At 40.5% G+C, this 17,935-nt stretch carries 16 protein-coding genes; 11 read left to right on the top strand and 5 right to left on the bottom strand.

What is annotated here, in order from left to right; genetic code table 11:
• The first annotated feature begins 81 nt into the window (after nucleotides 1–81).
• The 8 genes from nadC (at nucleotide 82) to ACM44_RS03330 (ending at nucleotide 8,289) form a co-directional block, all read left to right on the top strand.
• Entirely contained in the window at nucleotides 82–942 is an 861-nt protein-coding gene (nadC, locus tag ACM44_RS03365; RefSeq protein ID WP_048498695.1) for a carboxylating nicotinate-nucleotide diphosphorylase, read from the top strand.
• A 214-nt stretch (nucleotides 943–1,156) separates the two neighbouring features.
• Nucleotides 1,157–4,513 carry a TonB-dependent receptor gene (locus tag ACM44_RS03360; protein ID WP_048498694.1) on the top strand — a complete coding sequence of 1,119 codons (3,357 nt, stop codon included), beginning with the start codon at nucleotides 1,157–1,159 and terminating at the stop codon, nucleotides 4,511–4,513.
• 83 nt (nucleotides 4,514–4,596) lie between these two features.
• Entirely contained in the window at nucleotides 4,597–5,034 is a 438-nt protein-coding gene (locus ACM44_RS03355; RefSeq protein WP_048498693.1) for a hypothetical protein, read from the top strand.
• A gap of 48 nt (nucleotides 5,035–5,082) precedes the next feature.
• Nucleotides 5,083–5,481: a four helix bundle protein gene (locus ACM44_RS03350; RefSeq protein ID WP_048498692.1), complete on the top strand. Its 399-nt coding sequence runs from the start codon at nucleotides 5,083–5,085 to the stop codon at nucleotides 5,479–5,481.
• A 47-nt stretch (nucleotides 5,482–5,528) separates the two neighbouring features.
• Nucleotides 5,529–6,521: an aspartate-semialdehyde dehydrogenase gene (locus ACM44_RS03345; protein ID WP_048498691.1), complete on the top strand. Its 993-nt coding sequence runs from the start codon at nucleotides 5,529–5,531 to the stop codon at nucleotides 6,519–6,521.
• A gap of 34 nt (nucleotides 6,522–6,555) precedes the next feature.
• The gene (locus ACM44_RS03340; RefSeq protein WP_048498690.1) at nucleotides 6,556–6,804 is read left to right on the top strand and encodes a hypothetical protein; all 249 of its coding nucleotides are present in this window, start codon (nucleotides 6,556–6,558) and stop codon (nucleotides 6,802–6,804) included.
• The gene (locus tag ACM44_RS03335) at nucleotides 6,804–7,202 is read left to right on the top strand and encodes a type II toxin-antitoxin system VapC family toxin (protein ID WP_221247155.1); all 399 of its coding nucleotides are present in this window, start codon (nucleotides 6,804–6,806) and stop codon (nucleotides 7,200–7,202) included. The genes ACM44_RS03340 and ACM44_RS03335 overlap by 1 nt, the downstream gene beginning before the upstream one ends.
• Nucleotides 7,203–7,275: 73 nt before the next feature.
• Nucleotides 7,276–8,289 (top strand): cation diffusion facilitator family transporter, encoded by a 1,014-nt coding sequence (locus ACM44_RS03330; protein ID WP_048498688.1) that lies wholly within the window; start codon nucleotides 7,276–7,278, stop codon nucleotides 8,287–8,289.
• A gap of 12 nt (nucleotides 8,290–8,301) precedes the next feature.
• On the opposite strand, the gene ACM44_RS03325 is transcribed toward ACM44_RS03330, so the two are convergent.
• Nucleotides 8,302–8,838 (bottom strand): RNA methyltransferase, encoded by a 537-nt coding sequence (locus ACM44_RS03325; protein WP_048498806.1) that lies wholly within the window; start codon nucleotides 8,836–8,838, stop codon nucleotides 8,302–8,304.
• A gap of 270 nt (nucleotides 8,839–9,108) precedes the next feature.
• Between ACM44_RS03325 and mutS the strand changes: the two genes are divergently transcribed.
• Nucleotides 9,109–11,688, top strand: a complete 2,580-nt coding sequence (gene mutS / locus ACM44_RS03320; RefSeq protein ID WP_048498687.1) for a DNA mismatch repair protein MutS — start codon at nucleotides 9,109–9,111, stop codon at nucleotides 11,686–11,688.
• Nucleotides 11,689–11,759: 71 nt separating this feature from the next.
• Here mutS and ACM44_RS03315 read toward each other — a convergent pair whose 3' ends face one another.
• Together ACM44_RS03315 and ACM44_RS03310 are read right to left on the bottom strand one after the other, a co-directional pair.
• The gene (locus ACM44_RS03315; RefSeq protein WP_048498686.1) at nucleotides 11,760–13,598 is read right to left on the bottom strand and encodes an ABC transporter ATP-binding protein; all 1,839 of its coding nucleotides are present in this window, start codon (nucleotides 13,596–13,598) and stop codon (nucleotides 11,760–11,762) included.
• Between the two features lie 122 nt (nucleotides 13,599–13,720).
• On the bottom strand, nucleotides 13,721–14,110 hold the full coding sequence (locus ACM44_RS03310; RefSeq protein ID WP_048498685.1) for a DUF4293 family protein: 390 nt from the start codon (nucleotides 14,108–14,110) through the stop codon (nucleotides 13,721–13,723).
• A 156-nt stretch (nucleotides 14,111–14,266) separates the two neighbouring features.
• Here ACM44_RS03310 and rho point away from each other — a divergent pair, with 156 nt between their 5' ends.
• Together rho and ACM44_RS03300 are read left to right on the top strand one after the other, a co-directional pair.
• A complete protein-coding gene (gene rho / locus ACM44_RS03305; protein ID WP_048498684.1) occupies nucleotides 14,267–16,045 on the top strand; it encodes a transcription termination factor Rho in 1,779 nt (592 codons plus the stop codon).
• Nucleotides 16,046–16,401: 356 nt separating this feature from the next.
• Nucleotides 16,402–16,998: a superoxide dismutase gene (locus ACM44_RS03300; RefSeq protein WP_048498683.1), complete on the top strand. Its 597-nt coding sequence runs from the start codon at nucleotides 16,402–16,404 to the stop codon at nucleotides 16,996–16,998.
• A 58-nt stretch (nucleotides 16,999–17,056) separates the two neighbouring features.
• Here the strand turns inward: ACM44_RS03300 and ACM44_RS03295 are convergent, their stop codons facing one another.
• Together ACM44_RS03295 and ACM44_RS03290 are read right to left on the bottom strand one after the other, a co-directional pair.
• Complete coding sequence (locus ACM44_RS03295) at nucleotides 17,057–17,473, bottom strand: DUF6146 family protein (protein ID WP_048498682.1); 417 nt, start codon at nucleotides 17,471–17,473, stop codon at nucleotides 17,057–17,059.
• Nucleotides 17,474–17,602: 129 nt separating this feature from the next.
• Nucleotides 17,603–17,875, bottom strand: coding sequence for a hypothetical protein (locus ACM44_RS03290; protein ID WP_048498805.1), 273 nt, complete (start codon nucleotides 17,873–17,875; stop codon nucleotides 17,603–17,605).
• Nucleotides 17,876–17,935: the final 60 nt, after the last annotated feature.

Here is a 17,935-nt window from a genome sequence, read left to right as displayed (position 1 = left end):
AAAAGTTCACGATATAAAGAAATATTACAAAGAAGAAAATTCCAAAACTCATTCATCATTAATCGCTAATCAATCATAAATATGAACCGACCACCTTACGTAACCGACAAAGCATTAAAGGAATTCATCAAATCCGCATTGGATGAAGATATTCAAGACGGTGATCATTCCACACTTTCCACCATTCCGAAAGATCTTCAGCAGAAAGCAAAACTGCTGGTTAAGGAAGACTGTATTCTGGCCGGAGTGGAACTGGCGGAGATCATTTTCAAACAGTTTGATAAAAATTTGAAGGTTGAAGTTTTCATCAAAGACGGAGAAAAGGCGAAGGCGGGAGATATCGCATTTTATGTGGAAGGAAGCGCTCGTTCTATTCTCTCAACTGAGAGACTGGTGCTGAACTGCATGCAGCGAATGAGCGGGATTGCCACGATGACTTTCGACTGGGATTCCAGGCTTTTAGGGACCAAAACAAAATTGTTGGATACCAGAAAGACCACGCCGAACTTCAGGATTTGTGAAAAATGGGCAGTTGCAATTGGCGGCGGAACCAACCACAGATACGGGCTCTATGACATGATCATGCTGAAAGACAACCATATCGATTATAACGGAAGCATTACCAATGCCGTGAAAATGGCAAAAGATTATGTGAAAAAACTCAAAAAGCCGATAAAAATAGAAGTCGAAACCAGAAATCTCGCTGAAGTGGAAGAAGCCATCAAATCCGGAGCAGACCGTATTATGCTGGATAATATGGATATTCCGATGATGAAAAAAGCAGTATCCCTCATCAAAGGGAAAGCAGAATCAGAAGCTTCCGGTGGAATCATCCGGGAAATGCTGAAAGAGGTGGCAAGTACCGGCGTAGATTTTATTTCGGCGGGCGCACTGACCCATTCCGCAGAAAACATTGACCTCAGTCTAAAGGCAGTGAAATAAATTATGGATTGAATAATTTGTAAAGATGCTTTCTGAGAATTACACAAAGATAATTTTTAAGAGCGCAGAAATATTTTTTATTTTAAATTTTGATGTTCAGCTATTTAGGTGTAATTTTAACAAAATTTTAAATATTAACAAATTATTAATATTTCTTTGGCTTAATAAGATTACTTTTGCACCAGAGTTAAATTAATCATAAATTTTAAGTAAAATGAATTTAAATCCAATCAAGAAACGGGTACTGATTGCCGCTTTGGCCTTCACTGGTTTTGGCGCAGTACATGCGCAGGTTACTACGAGTAACATGACGGGAATTGTGACACAGTCTGATGGTAAAGCAACTTCTGGCGCTACAATTACTGCGACCCACTTGCCTTCCGGAACTGTTTACTCGGCAAAAGCAAACGCTTCTGGAAATTACAACTTGGCAAACATGCGAGTTGGTGGACCTTACAAAGTTGAAGTGACTCAACCGGGAGAAAAACCTGTTGTTTATGAGGATGTTTATTTGGAACTGGGACAACCTTTCGTCCTAAATCCAATCGTTAATGAAAATACCACCCAAATCCAGGAAGTGGTGATTACCGGTGCTGCAAATAGAAATATCAACAAAACCGGAGCTGCAACAAATATTGGGCTCAAACAGATTCAGGACTTACCTCAAGCTAACAGAAGTATTACAGAATTTACACGATTGACTCCGCAGGCAAACGGCAATTCATTTGCAGGTAGAGACGCAAGATATAACAACCTACAGATTGACGGAGCAAACTTCAACAATGGATTTGGATTGAGCAGCAACCCACTTCCGGGCGGGAACGCACAACCTATCGCACTGGATGCAATCCAAGAAATTTCTGTAAACATCGCTCCATTTGATGTGACACAGTCTGGTTTCACCGGTGCGGGAATCAATGCGGTGACGAAATCCGGAACCAACACCTTCCATGGATCACTTTACGGTTATTATAATGGCAAAGACCTGAATGGCTGGAAAGTAAATGGAGAAGAAATCGTGAAAGATAAAAGCCAGCGTGTAGGAGCAAAAATGACCAACGGTTTGACGGTGGGTGGTCCAATTATTAAAAATAAATTGTTCTTTTTCGTAAGTGGAGAACGTGAAATCGCAACTGGAGCAAACGCATCGGGAGCAAACCTTTGGAAAGCATCTCAAAATGGAGTTTCTGATATTGCAAATAATATCACCAGAGTTAAAGAATCAGACTTAATCGCAGTTCAAAACCACTTGAGAACAGTTTGGGGATACGATCCGGGACGATATCAGGGATATGCCAACGAGGCAATCCAAACCGGAGACAAAATCTTGGCAAGAATCGACTGGAACATCAGCGACAAACACAAATTGGCGGTACGTTACAATATGCTTGATGCCAAATCGGATGCATTGGCAAACGGAAACTCAGGACCATCTCCTAGATCTTCCGCAAACCGGGTCAGTGACAAGTCCATGACCTTTGAAAATGGTAATTATGGTTTCAATAATACCGTTTCTTCAATTACTGCCGAATTGAACTCCTCATTTACTTCCAATCTTTCGAATAAATTCTTGTTCACTTATTCGAAAATTCAAGACAAGAGAACTACTCCTTCAGACAGACTTTTCCCATTTGTTGATATTTGGGACGGATCTGCCAACGGATCAAACTACATGAGTTTCGGTACAGAGTTATTCTCTTATTTGAATGATGTGGTGAATGATAATTTCTCTTTTACAAACAACTTGACTTACAATGCGGGAAGACACACCATAACCGGTGGTATTGCTTATGAAGTACAAAAATTTGGCAACTCCTACACCAGAATGGGAACAGGATATTACCGATATGCCTCTGTAGCGGATTTCCTGAAAACAGGTACCGCCGCTGAAGTTGCACCAATCATGTTTGGTCTAACTTATCCTTACGCAGGGCAGGACACTTATTCAAGAATTAACTTTGGACTTGGTTCGGCTTATGTACAGGACAGAATTGCATTGAATGACAAGTTAAACTTCACAGTAGGACTTCGTGCTGAATTGCCGATGTACCTCAATGATCTTACAGCAAATCCATCTATCGATAATTTGACATTACTGGATGTAAATGGTAATCCTAAAAACTATTCTTCTGGCAAATGGCCAAAATCGAGAGTAATGCTATCGCCAAGATTCGGATTCAATTATGACGTATTGGGTGACAGATCGTTAACTTTGAGAGGTGGAACAGGAATCTTCACGGGTAGAGTTCCGTTTGTTTGGTTAACCAACATGCCTACTAACGCAGGTGTTCTTCAAAACACCATCGAACCTGGAAGTTATGCAGCTGTAGCTCCATGGATCGGACAGATCAGATTCCATCCGGAAGATATCTATTACTATGTAAATAATCCAGTTTACTATACTTCTGGCGGACAACAGGTTACACCTTTCATCACTTCGCCATCTGGTGGTGTTCCATCATCTTTTGCTTTGGTTGATGATTCCTTCAAGATGCCTTCGGTTTGGAGATCAAGCTTCGGGATCGATTACAAAATTCCGCAAAGCCCAATCACCTTGACCGCTGATATTCTTTATACCAAAGATGTAAACGGGGTATTCCAGTTCGGTGCAAACAGAAAAGTTTCAACAGCACAAATGGTTTATGCAGACCGTGTTTATTATCCAGATGCTGCATCATATACTTATAATCCTGCAATCGGAGGCAACAGCGCAACTGTACTCACCAATACCGATACCAAAGGTCATGCGTTCTCTGCAACTTTCGGTGCGTCGGTAAGACCTTGGAACGGACTTTCAGGATCAGTATTTTACACCTTCTCCGAGTCTAAGGAAGTATCTGCAAATGCAGGTTCCAGTGCAACTTCAGCATGGGGCGGATCACCAACCATCGATTCACCAAACCAACAATTCTTGAGTATTTCTGATTATTCAGTACCTCACAGAATTGTAGCGAATTTCACCTATGAACTTAAGAAAACAGGAACCACTTTCGGGGTTTACTATAACGGAGCTAATCAAGGTAGATATTCCTACTATTATTCTAATGACGTGAATGGCGACGGAATTGCAAATGACTTGATGTACATTCCTTTGAACTCAAACAACATGAAGTTTTCAGATATCACTACTGGTTCAGGAAGCAACGTGACGGTATTGTTTACAGCGCAGCAACAGCGTGATGCTTTTGACAAATTTATCGCCGATAATGGACTTGAAAAATACCGAGGACAAATCCTTCCAAGAAATGAATTCTTGCTTCCTTGGCTGAACCGTTTTGATGTGAGATTGGCTCAGAACCTATTCAAAGACATGGTAAGCAAAGGTGACAAAGTTCAGATTTCATTAGACATCTTGAATTTTGGAAACCTGTTGAACTCCAATTGGGGTGTCAGAGACTACACCGTGAGTTCTTATGGTGCAGCAATCTTGTCAAGAGCTGGAAATCTTTCACCAGATCCATCATTCACCATGTTGAGAGACGGCGCTGGATTAATTCAATCTCCAACAAGACCGGCAAACACTTCAGTGACTACTTGGTCTGCAATGCTTGGATTCAAATACTCTTTCTAAGGGTTCTATTTAACACTATTTTAAAATCCCGGCAATCGTCGGGATTTTTCTATCTTTGCAACTAATCATTAAAAATATTAAAAATGGATTTCAATCTAATGCTCAATGCGCACCGTGGATTCGCTTATTTGATTTTACTCTTAACTGCGATTTATGTGATTGCACTTCTGCTGACGATGTTCGGTTACTCCGGAAAAATCACAAAATTGCTTAAAAAATCAAGCCTTTTCACGATGATTTTCTTTCACACTCAAGCTTTGATCGGTTTGATCATGCTGTTCTTTTTCTCGCCTGGATTTAAAGAAGCTACAGCAACCGGAACTTTAATGAAAGATGCAGTGGCAAGAAATACCTATGTGGAACACCCCACTTCCATGATTATCGCAGCAATCTTGTTGACCATCGTAAACAAAAAATTCAAAACCAATGACAAAATGAAAATGTCTTGGGCGGTGATGGCGTTCATCGCAATCGCTTTAATGCTTTGGGCATTCCAATGGAAAAGACTTTTTGGAGCGTAAAGACTTGTTCAAAAGGTTTAAAATTGTTCAACATAGTTTAATAGTGTTATGGCAGCTATAAAACATTTTGAGGATTTAGAAATTTGGCAGCTTTCAAGGGTTTTGTGCAATGACATATATGATGTAATTGAAAGCACTAATTTGAAAATCAACTATAAACTCAGTAATCAGATTGATGGTTCTTCAGGTTCTGTGATGGACAAATTCGCAGAAGGATTTGAGCGAAACGGCAACAAAGAATTCTCACAATTCCTGTCTGTTGCAAAGACATCTTGTGGAGAAACCAGATCTCAGCTTTATCGTGTTCTCGACAGAAAATTCATAGACGAAATCAAATTTGAAAAGCTAAAATCTCAAACGGAAATTCTTAGCGTAAAAATTAATAATCTGATGGATTATCTGTCCAAAAGTGAATTGAAAGGACCGAAATACAGAAACAGACCTTAAACAATTTGAACAAGTTTGAACCAATTAAACAATATTGAACTAATATAATGAAAATAGCAGTTGTTGGCGCAACCGGAATGGTGGGCCAGATTATGTTGAAAGTTTTGGAAGAAAGAAACTTCCCAGTAACCGAACTCATTCCTGTAGCTTCTGAAAAATCAGTGGGCAAGAAGATCACTTTTAAAGGCAAGGAATTCGAAATTGTCTCGATGCAGAAAGCCATTGATCTAAAACCGGAAATCGCCTTATTTTCAGCGGGAGGGGAAACTTCCAAAGAATTTGCGCCAAAGTTTGCCGAAGCCGGAACTACCGTGATCGACAATTCTTCCGCATGGCGAATGGATCCAGACAAAAAACTGGTGGTCCCAGAAATCAACGCGAACGAAATTTCAAAAGAAGACAAAATCATAGCAAATCCAAACTGCTCCACAATTCAGCTCGTCATGGTGCTGCATCCTTTGAACCAAAAATATGACCTGAAAAGGGTGATTGTTTCCACCTACCAATCCGTAACCGGAACGGGGAAAAATGCGGTGGACCAATTAAACGCTGAAATCATCGGGAATGACGACGTGGCAAAAGTCTATCCTTATGAAATCTTCAAAAACGCACTTCCTCAATGCGATGTTTTCGCAGAAGACGATTACACGAAAGAAGAGCTCAAACTGATGAAAGAGCCGAAAAAAATCATGGCAGACGACACCTTTAACTTAACGGCAACTGCAGTACGTGTGCCGGTTCAGGGTGGCCATTCAGAAAGTGTAAACATTGAATTTGAAAACGATTTCAATTTGGATGAAGTCCGAAAAATACTTTCAGAAACTCCTGGCGTCGTGGTGATGGACGATGTGAAAAACAAAATTTATCCGATGCCACTTTATTCCGAAGGAAAAGATGAAGTTTTCGTGGGAAGGATCAGAAGAGATTTATCCCAACCGAAAACCATGAACCTGTGGATTGTGGCAGACAACTTGCGAAAAGGGGCCGCAACCAATGCGGTGCAGATTGCAGAGTATTTGGTTGGCAATCAATTGGTTTAGAAATTGTTTCGTATTTTTGGTTAAAATTACTGTGATGACGACCATCGAAAAAAATATCTTAGAAACTTATCTGCTTCAAATTGAGAAGTTAAGTTCCTATGCGAAAATTGAGATTATTGAAAGATTATTGAAATCACTCAAAAAAGAAAAAGACGAAGAAAAGGAGCGTGAAAGAAAATTTTTTGCTTCTGCGGGCGGATTTGGTTCTAGCAAACCTTCTGATGAAATCATCAAGGAAATAAAGGAAAGCAGACACTTTAGAAAAAGAGAAGTCGATTTATAATGTATCTTTTAGACACCAATATCTGCATCCATTTTCTTCGTGATAAATTTAAAATTGCGGAAAAAATCAAAAATATTGGATTTAGGAATTGTTTAATTTCTGAAATTACAGTTTTTGAACTCTATTTTGGTGCAGAAAAAAGCGAAGATCCGAAAAAATCGTTTAGAAATGTAGATGGCTTCGTAGAAGGTTTAGAGGTAATTCCAATTATTGGCTCAGCGAAAAGATATGCGAAAGAAAAATTGAGATTGCACAAATTAGGAAAACCTGTTAATGATGAGTTTGATATGCTCATTGCTAGTACAGCATTGCATTATGATCTGACTTTAGTAACTGAGAACCTCAAAGATTTCCAAAACTTTGAGCATTTAAAAATCGAAAACTGGATTCAAAGATAATAAAGCCCGCTCAATGCGGGATTTTTTATTCTTAGACGCCTCAAACAATATTAATAAAAATATTCAAACTTAGATGCCCATCATTCAAAATTCATCCAAATCCAATTTCGCTTTCCAAAGAAATGTTGCGATTGTAGGAATCATACTCTTCATCGGAAAACTGATTGCTTGGCATCTGACCAATTCCGACGCGGTATTTTCTGACGCCATGGAAAGCATTGTGAATATCATCGCTGCATTCATGGGTTTATACTCACTCTATCTTGCAGCAAAACCAAAGGACCTGGATCATCCTTATGGACATGGAAAAGTAGAGTTTGTAACTTCCGGAATCGAAGGTGCGCTCATCATTTTTGCAGGCATCATCATCATTGTGGAAGCGGTGGATTCACTGCTCCAAGGCAATGAACCCAAAAAGCTCGACTGGGGAATCCTGATTATCGCGGCCACCGCAGTCATCAATTATTTGATGGGATATATTTCCATAAAAAAAGGAATCAAAGAGAATTCTCTCGTTTTGCAAAGCTCCGGCAAACATTTGCAGAGCGATACCTTCACCACTTTAGGAGTGGTCCTCAGTTTGGTTTTGGTTTATTTCACCCAGATTTTCTGGATTGATGCGGCAGTTGCCTTAATTTTTGGCAGCTATATCATCTTTGTGGGTTACAAAATCATCCGAAAATCATTGAGCGGAATCATGGATGAAGCGGACCTGGGAATGATTTCGCGCCTCGCAAAAATCCTGGACGAAAACCGTGAACCAGAATGGATCGATGTTCACAACATGAGGATCCAGCAACATGGAAGTGGGCTGCATATAGATGCCCATTTGACATTGCCGTGGTATTTCGAGTTGAGAAAAGCCCACGAGGAAATGGAGCAGGTCTATAAATTAATCGCCAAAAATACGGATCGAAATATTGAGTTCAATTTTCATTTGGATGACTGCAAACCTTTCTCTTGCGAGATTTGCGAATATTGGGAATGTCCAGTTCGGGAGAGACCTTTCAAAAAAAGGATTACGTGGAATCAATCGAACATTTCACAAGTTAATAAACATTCTGCCGAAACGGATTCCAGCAGTTAGAAAAGCCGGATACTATTTTAAATCTTTAAAAAATTCCCACATCACGATTCCCGCACAAACCGAGACGTTGAGCGAATGTTTGGTTCCCAATTGCGGAATTTCCAGAAAAGTATCGTAAAGCGGAAGTGCCTCATCACTCAATCCATCAACTTCGTTGCCCAAAACCAGTGCGTATTTCCCCTTTTTGTCAATATTAAATTCGGTAATAAGTTCCGAATGGGTAGTCTGCTCAATCCCAATGATTTTGAAGTTTTCTTTTTTCAAATCTTCCAAAGCAGCAGAAATATTCTTCTCATAACTCCAAGTCACACTTTCTGTGGCACCCAATGCGGCTTTGTGGATTTCGCGGTGCGGCGGTTGTGGCGTGATTCCGCAAAGGATGATTTTTTCGACCAAAAAAGCATCCGCCGTTCTGAAAACTGCTCCCACATTATGCATGCTTCGGATATTATCCAAAACCACGACCAACGAAATTTTCTCGGTCTGCTTAAAAGTTTCAACATCGATTCTACCTAATTCTTCGAGTTTCAGTTTCTTGGTGGAGGGCATTTTCGTATTTTTGACAAAAGTACTGAAGAAAATAGGAAACTTAAAGCCCGGAGAAATCTTAATGCAAGAATTTCGGCAGATTTCGTACTGATCCCAAATGCCTTTTTTGAAAATTTCGCTAAACTTTGGCCGGAAATTCAAGTTGATTGCTAAAGCGAAAGGTCTTGCATGAATTTTTACAGCGACCCAAATATTTAACCAAACAATCAATGGTATCTTTTTTTTTTGTAAATCCCTTTTTTTATCTTGCAGAAATTTTCCACATCAAAAATGGCCAAGAAAGAAACCCCTTTAATGACGCAGTACAATACCATCAAAGCGAAATATCCGGATGCTTTGCTGCTGTTTCGTGTCGGGGATTTCTATGAAACTTTCGGGACGGACGCGATCAAGGCATCACAAATTCTCGGCATCGTTTTAACCAAAAGAAACAACGGCGATTCCCAGCTGGAACTGGCCGGATTTCCGCACCATTCCATCGATTCTTATTTGCCGAAACTCGTGAGAGCAGGACTTCGAGTGGCCATCTGCGACCAACTCGAAGATCCGAAAACCGTGAAAGGAATCGTGAAAAGAGGCGTCACAGAATTGGTAACTCCAGGTGTGACTTTCAACGAGCAGGTTTTGAGCTCTAAGAAAAACAATTTCCTGCTTTCCATCCATAAGGAAAAAGAGAAATTCGGAATGGCGCTGGTTGATATTTCCACGGGAGAATTTTTGGTTTCGGAAGGTAATCTGGAGAAATTACTGCATCTCGTTTCCACTTTCGATCCGAGTGAAATCATCTACCAAAGAACCACCGAACTCCCGACTCCACTTAAAAATAAAAATTCCTTTAAACTCGAAGATTGGGCATTTCAATTGAATTATGCTTATGAAAAACTGACCAACCATTTCAAAACCAATTCGCTGAAAGGATTCGGTGTGGATGAAATGAAATTGGGAATTATCGCAGCCGGAGCAATTTTTGCCTATTTGGTTGAAGACACACACCACGCTCTTTTACAGCACATTACGAAAATACAACTCATTCCGCAGGATAATTATCTGATGATGGACCAGTTCACCTTGAGGAATCTGGAAATCGTTTATCCAAGCAATCCGCAAGGAAAATCACTGTTGGATATTATCGATAAAACCTCGACGCCGATGGGAGGAAGACTGCTGAGAAGACGGCTGATTCTCCCGTTGAAATCCGTGGATGAAATTAACCGAAGATTAAACCTGATCGAGTTTTTCAATACCGAAGATGCTTTGAAATACGAGATTCTTCAGCTTCTGAAATCCATTTCCGATCTGGACCGTTTGATGGGAAAACTGGCTTCGGAAAAAATTACGCCGAAGGAACTCGGCCACCTCCGTCAAAGTTTGATCAACATTCATCAAATCAAAAGTTTGCTTCATTCTTCTGATCAGGTTTTGGCGTGGATTCAGCCGCTGAATGATTTGGAAGATATCATTAAATATTTGCAAAACTATCTGAATGAGGAACTTCCTGTATACATTGCAAAGGGAAATGTCATTAAAAACGGGATTTCCGAAGAGCTCGACCGGTTGAGAAATCTTCAAAACAAAGGAAAAAATTTCCTGGACGAAATGTGCGAAAGGGAAACCGAACGCACCGGAATTTCGAGTTTGAAAATCAGTTTCAACAATGTTTTCGGGTACTTTATCGAAGTTAGAAATACACACAAAGATAAAGTTCCGGACGACTGGATCCGGAAACAGACTTTGGTCAATGCCGAAAGATACATCACTGAGGAACTGAAGGAATACGAGGAGCAGATTCTCGGTGCCGAAGAAAAAATCTCGAAAATAGAACACGAACTTTACCGAAAAGTTTGCGAAAATGTGATGATCTACATCGACCAGATTCAGGAAAATTCCAGAATCATCGCTGAATTGGATTGCGGAGTCGGATTGTCCGAACTGGCTGTTTCTGAAAGTTACACCAAACCGATTCTGAATGACACGCTGGAAATTTCATTGACCGAAGCAAGGCATCCCATCATTGAAAATGCGCTACCTTTAGGCGAAAAATACATTCCAAACGACCTTTTTCTCGACCGCAACTCGCAGCAGATCATTATGGTAACCGGACCGAATATGGCGGGAAAATCTGCCATTCTCCGGCAAACCGCAATCATTTGTCTGATGGCGCAGATCGGAAGTTTCATTCCCGCAAAACATGCGGAAATCGGGATTCTAGACAAAATTTTTACCAGAGTAGGAGCAACCGACAATATTTCTGCAGGCGAATCCACTTTCATGGTCGAAATGAACGAAGCGGCCAATATCCTGAACAATATTTCCGAAAGAAGCTTGATTCTACTGGACGAAATCGGTCGTGGAACTTCCACTTATGACGGAGTTTCGATTGCATGGGCAATTGCCGAATACCTCCATCAACATCCGACGCAGCCGAAAACTTTGTTTGCGACCCATTACCACGAACTCAATGAAATGACAGTGAATTTCGAGCGGATCAAGAATTACCACGTTTCCATTCAGGAGAATAAAGGAAATATTATTTTCATGCGGAAACTCGTTCCGGGTGGAAGCGAGCACAGTTTCGGGATTCATGTTGCGAAACTCGCCGGAATGCCATCCACAGTGATAAATCGGGCGAATGAAGTTTTAAAAACTTTAGAAAAAAGCCGTTCCCACAAAAGTGGTAAAGAAAAAACCAAAGCGATTACCGAGGAAAATCTTCAGCTTTCATTCTTTCAGCTCGATGATCCGGTCCTAGAAAATATCCGTGAAGAACTCACAAAAATCGACATCAATACGCTGACGCCAATAGAAGCTTTAATGAAACTGAATTCGATCAAGAAGATGATTGGGCGGTGATGTCCTAATTTGACGATGTCGTTACACTAGTTTACGAATCTGCCAACTTATTCATGGATTCCTGGAGATTCTCAATCAAAATTCTGCAATTCCACCAACTTTCGGTAGATTCCATTTTTTGCGAAAAGTTCCTGGTGGGTTCCCTGTTCTATGATTTCTCCTCGTTCCATCACCACGATCCAATCCGCTTTTTGGATGGTGGAAAGCCGGTGCGCAATGACCAGTGAAGTTCGGTTTTCCATCATTTTTTCCAAGGCATCCTGAACGAATCTTTCGGATTCTGTATCTAATGCGGAAGTGGCCTCGTCCAAAATCATGATCGGTGGATTTTTCAGCACGGCTCTTGCAATGGAGACCCTTTGTTTTTGTCCGCCAGAAAGTTTGTTGCCATCGTCACCGATATTGGTGTAATATTTTTCCGGAAGATTTTCTATGAATTGATGGGCGTTTGCAATTTTCGCTGCAGCGATTACCTCCGCTTCGGTGGCATCCGGTTTTCCCATCAAAATATTGTTAAAAATAGAATCATTGAACAAAACGGATTCCTGAGTGACCATTCCCAAAAGGTTTCGGTAATCCTGAACTTTCAATTCTTTTAAATCAATGCCATCCACCAAGATTTCACCTTCTGAAACATCATAAAAACGGGCAAGCAAATTGGCGATGGTCGTTTTCCCGGAACCAGACTGTCCCACTAAAGCGATGGTTTTACCTTTGGGAATTGTGAGGTTAAAGTTCTTCAAGATGACATTGTCCTTATCGTAATAAAACCCGATTTCTTTAAATTCCACTTGATCTTTCAGGGTAGAAATCGGAATTGGATTTTCGGCTTCATCCACTTTTAAATCATAGTCTAATACTTCTGAGACACGGTCCAGACTGGCCATTCCGCCTTGAATCGAAGAAACGGCGTTGGAGAGTTTTTTGGCGGGATCCAGAATCTGGAAAAACAGACCGATGAACGCTAAAAACGTTACCGGATCGTTATTGGTTCCGGCGATAATGCTTTGTCCGGCAAACCACGTAATCAGGAGAATGGTGATAGAACCTAGAAATTCACTCGCCGGGGAAGCCAATTCTCTCCTCCTGCTCATTCCTATTGCATATTTCTGCCAGTTGTCATTTGTGGTATTGAATCGGTTTTTCAGAATTTTATCGGCATTGAAAATTTTGATGACTTTGGAGGATTTCAAAGTTTCATCCACCAACGAAAACAGGTTTCCCAATTCCTCCTGAGCTTGGGTCGCCTTTCTTTTCAGGCTTTTCCCCACGAAGGAAATGATCCAGCCCATGATCGGGAAAACCAAGAGCGAAAATAAAGTCAGTTTTGCGTCTAAAAGAAAAAGCGTGATCAGCGTGGAAATAATCATGAAAGGCGAATTGATCAAATCCACCAAAGCACCCATAATTCCGCCTTCCACCGCACCAATATCGTTTGAAATCCTCGAGATCATGTCGCCTTTTCGCTGTTCGGTAAAAAACGAAACGGGGAGTTTCAAAAATTTGTCATACATCGCCGTGCGGAGATCTTTGGTAATTCCAACCCGGTAATTAACCAAAAAATAGGCTCCCAAATACCTGAAGAGATTTCGGAGCAAAAATGCAATCGCGGTAATTCCACAAAGCCAGGCTAAAACGGTTACCGCTCCAAGTTCATTGATATTGAGCTGAATTTTGTAATAAGCCATTTCTTTAAGGTAACCGAAATAATCGCCTAATCTTCCGCTGTAGATGGGTGCTTTCGAGATATCCACGCCGTCATCCAGCTTGAAAACGATCCTCAGAATTGGCAGCATCGTGATCACCGAGAAAATGCTGAGCAGCGAGTATAAAATATTAAAGAATATACTCCCGAAAAAATATTTCCGGTGGGGTTTAGCGAAAGAAAGAATTCGGTTGATGGGCTTCATTCAATGAAATTAAGTCGCAAAATTACATAATTTCAATTTGATGGAAACCATCTTGGCAGTGGGAACAAGAAAAAAACAGTCCCAAGAAGGAACTGTTTCACTCAAAAAAAATCGTTGTGAGTTTAGCGGAGCCTGTCCACAGATTTTACGAGCCTTTCATCTTTCCGGATGTAGATGTTTGCGATGAACAAACAAATAATAGACAATAACGGAAAAATAGGCTCAATACCCTTCTCAGGAAAATCAATTCCTCCGGATAAAGTGAGTAGCCAATACGCCAATAAACCGAGCAACAAAGCGTTTATCATCATGCTGATATTATTCAGCTGGATCTGTCTTTTTCTTTCCTTATAACTCAGAATACTAATGAATCCAAACAAGACCAAAACCACAGAAGCGATGGAAATAAAAGGAGTCGGTCCGAATAGCGAAAAATCCTGCCCGGTAATGAACAGAAAAACCGCGCCCAAAATCGCCAAAAATATCCAGACGGTCTGTATTCTTTGTAACATCTTATCTGATTGTGAATTGCAAAAATAGCGATATTTTTTTGCATAATTAAATATTTAGCGTAGATTTGCACTATTATTGATCTGATTAAGAAAAGTCGCCCGACTTAATCTTCTTACTTACACACACTTATATAACACCTTTTTTACGTAACATTTATGTTCAACATCGAAACGTTAAGGTCGAAATCCGCTCTGGATTTGGACAAAATCTCGAAAGATTTAGGCGTTAAAGTTGCTAAAAACAGCACCGATAATGATAAAATTTTTGCCATATTAGACTTTCAGGCGTCTAACACCAAAGTAGCAAAAGATTATTACAACGCCACCGAAACCCCTATGAATACAGAAGACAAAACCACTCCTGCAGTGAAAAAGCCGGCAGCAAAAAAACCGGCAGCAAAAAAGAAGACCGAACAACCGGCAGAGATTTCCGCAGAAATTCCTTTCGAAAAAACGGAAATCATTGAAGCGAAACCCACAGACGAAATCACGGAAAACGCTCTGCAAGAGACAAAAACACAGACTCCTGCCGAACCAAATAGAAATCAGCAGAAGAAAAAAAGACAAAGAATCCCGAATCCGAAAGAGGAAGCGACTCCTGAACCAGTTGCCGCAGGAAATTCCACAGAAAAAGAAACCAGTCCGGAACAACCAAAACCTCAGCCAACAAACGAAAATCCAAACAGGAACCCCAACGGAAACGGAAATCAGAATCAAAACGGAAATCAGAACAAACAACAGCACCAACACAAGAATCAAAATAAAAACAAAAATCAGAATGCCGAAAACCAGGATGAAAACTCTAAAAAGGATTTCAATTTTGATGGATTGGTGACCATTGAAGGCGTTTTGGAAATCCTTCCGGATAACTACGGATTCCTTCGCTCTTCAGATTTCTCTTACATTTCCTCCCCGGATGACGTGTATGTTTCTACCAACCAAATCAGAAATTATGGTCTGAAAACAGGTGACACGGTAAAAGGAATTGTTCGCTTGCCAAAAGAAGGTGAGAAATATTTTTCCTTATTAAAACCTACAGAAGTCAACGGGAGAGATTTGGAATTCATCAAAGACCGGGTTGCTTTTGAGTTTTTAACACCACTATTCCCTGAGGAAAAATTCAACCTGACCGGGAAAAACTCCACCCTCTCCACAAGAATCGTGGATTTATTCACGCCGATTGGAAAAGGACAAAGAGCAATGATCGTGGCACAACCGAAAACCGGTAAAACCATGTTGCTGAAAGACATCGCGAATTCTATTTCTGCAAACCATCCGGAAGCCTATATGATGATTCTTTTGATCGACGAAAGACCGGAAGAAGTAACCGATATGGAAAGAAGCGTAAATGCGGAAGTAATCTCTTCAACCTTCGACGAACCTGCAGAAAAGCATGTGAAAGTGGCAAACCTTGTTCTTTCTAAAGCGCAGAGAATGGTGGAATGTGGCCATGATGTGGTGATTCTCCTCGACTCGATTACAAGATTGGCTAGAGCTTACAACACCGTGACTCCAGCTTCCGGGAAGATTCTTTCCGGCGGTGTGGATGCCAACGCGCTGCACAAACCGAAAAGATTTTTCGGAGCGGCAAGAAATATTGAAGGTGGCGGTTCTTTAACCATTATCGCAACCGCATTGATCGATACCGGTTCCAAAATGGATGAAGTCATTTTCGAGGAATTCAAAGGAACCGGAAATATGGAACTTCAGCTTGACCGAAAAATCGCCAACAAACGAATTTATCCGGCAATCGATTTGGTGGCCTCAAGTACCAGAAGAGATGATTTGCTCCTGGATGACACTACTCAGCAGAGAATGTGGATCCTAAGAAAATACCTTTCAGACATGAATCCTGTGGAAGCCATGGAATTCGTGCACAAAAACATCAAAGCAACTCTAAACAACGAGGAGTTCTTGATGTCGATGAACAAATAAACAAATGCCAAGTTAAAAATGAGTTTGCTTTGCAGTGGGTTCTTATTCCTATTAAAATGCAATCGGCTTTATCCATGAATTAACTGCAGCTTTGGCAATATCTTTTAAAGAGATGCTTTTTTGGCATCTCTTTTTTGCTTGCATAAAACTCCAAATCCAGATGGATCGATTATAGGGTAAATTCAATATTACATAAATTTTGGATATCTCATTTCGCATCAAGAACGTGAAGCATCGTGAAGAGATCATTCCACCGATTTCATCAATGTTAAAGATTTATTAAAGTGATTCCTCTATTTTGGAATTGGTCTAAATAATGGCTAAATTTGGGTATTCATTAATTAAACATCAAAATTATGGCATTCGAATTACCGAAATTAGGTTACGCTTATGACGCACTAGAACCTACGATAGACGCAAGAACGATGGAGATTCACTACACGAAACACCATCAAGCATATGTGACCAATTTAAACGCTGCAATTGCAGGAACCGATTTGGAAGGAAAATCCATTGAGGAAATCTGCAAAACAGGAACCGACAAAGCTGCCGTTAGAAATAATGGTGGAGGTCATTATAACCACACCCTTTTCTGGGACATCATGACTCCCGGTGGAAGCAAAGAACCGGTAGGAAACGTGAAAAACGCCATCGAAGCTTATGGCGGATTTGAAAAATTCAAAGAAGATTTCGCAAATGCCGCTAAAACCAGATTCGGTTCAGGATGGGCTTGGTTGTGCAAAAAAGCCGACGGGTCCGTTGCAGTTTGCTCCACACCAAATCAGGACAACCCTTTGATGCCGGTCGCAGATTGCCAAGGAACACCGGTTTTGGGACTAGATGTCTGGGAACATGCTTATTACCTTCATTATCAAAACAGAAGACCAGATTATGTGACCGCATTCTTTGATGTGATCAACTGGGACAAAGTGGAGGAAAAATTCAACAAATAAACAATCAACTAGACCATAAAAAAGGTTCGGGAAAATTTTCCCGAACCTTTTTTGTTCTCTACCGAACTTCGCCCATGCTCAAATTATTCATTTTAAGTCCATACCTCCACTGCACGAACGCAAAAACCTGGTACAGTTTATATTCTAACTTTAAACCATAATTTTCCTGGGGATCATAATCGATAAGATTTTCTATGATATTTGGAAATTTTCTGGCGTAATAATAAGAATTCCACTCGCTGACCAGAAAAGTGTTTTTTGTTTTCAGATAAGATTCCGAATACATTCCAACTGGTTTCGCAACCGCGTTTAGGAAATAGTTCCATTGCGGATCCAGGACTTCCAAATCCCATTCACCGTCATCATTTTTCTCGGGCTTCAGCGCGACGGTTTCACTGCTTTTCGGTGCAGTTTTCGTTGGCGCGCAATTGAGCGTGAGGAGAAAAATTCCAAGTAAAAAAAATACTTTTTTCATTTAGTTTGTTGATTTGTTGGTTGATCAAATATACGCACTCCTCATCCATCATAAATCAAGCCATGTTTTATCTTCCAAAAAAACCTCCCAGTAAGCTGAGAGGTCTAACCAAATTAAAATAATGAAACGCTATTTGTTTTCCTTATACCTTTTGTCTGGGGTTCCGTCTTTTTTCAGATGCATATTGGCTTTGTACCTTTTATCCGGAGTGCCGTCCTTTTTCATTTTTGCGGCTGGTTTTGTCGCTTCTGCTTTTGCCGCCATAGTTTCTTTTTTCGCTTCAGATTTGGTTGCTTTTTCAACTTTTGCCGGAGCTTGTTTTGTGGTTGTTGGCGCCACTTGCTGTGCATTTGCCAATCCCATTCCTAGAACCAGTGAAAATGCTGCTAATAATTTTTTCATAGCTTTTTTGTATTTGTGAATTGATTTTTGCATTGTAAAATTACACATATTTTTTGCTGC

Origin of the sequence: Chryseobacterium koreense CCUG 49689 (assembly GCF_001045435.1) — a bacterium.
In the GTDB taxonomy this organism is placed as follows: domain Bacteria; phylum Bacteroidota; class Bacteroidia; order Flavobacteriales; family Weeksellaceae; genus Kaistella; species Kaistella koreensis.
Note: the sequence above shows the minus strand (reverse complement) of the source record. Positions and strands in the feature narration are given on the sequence as shown.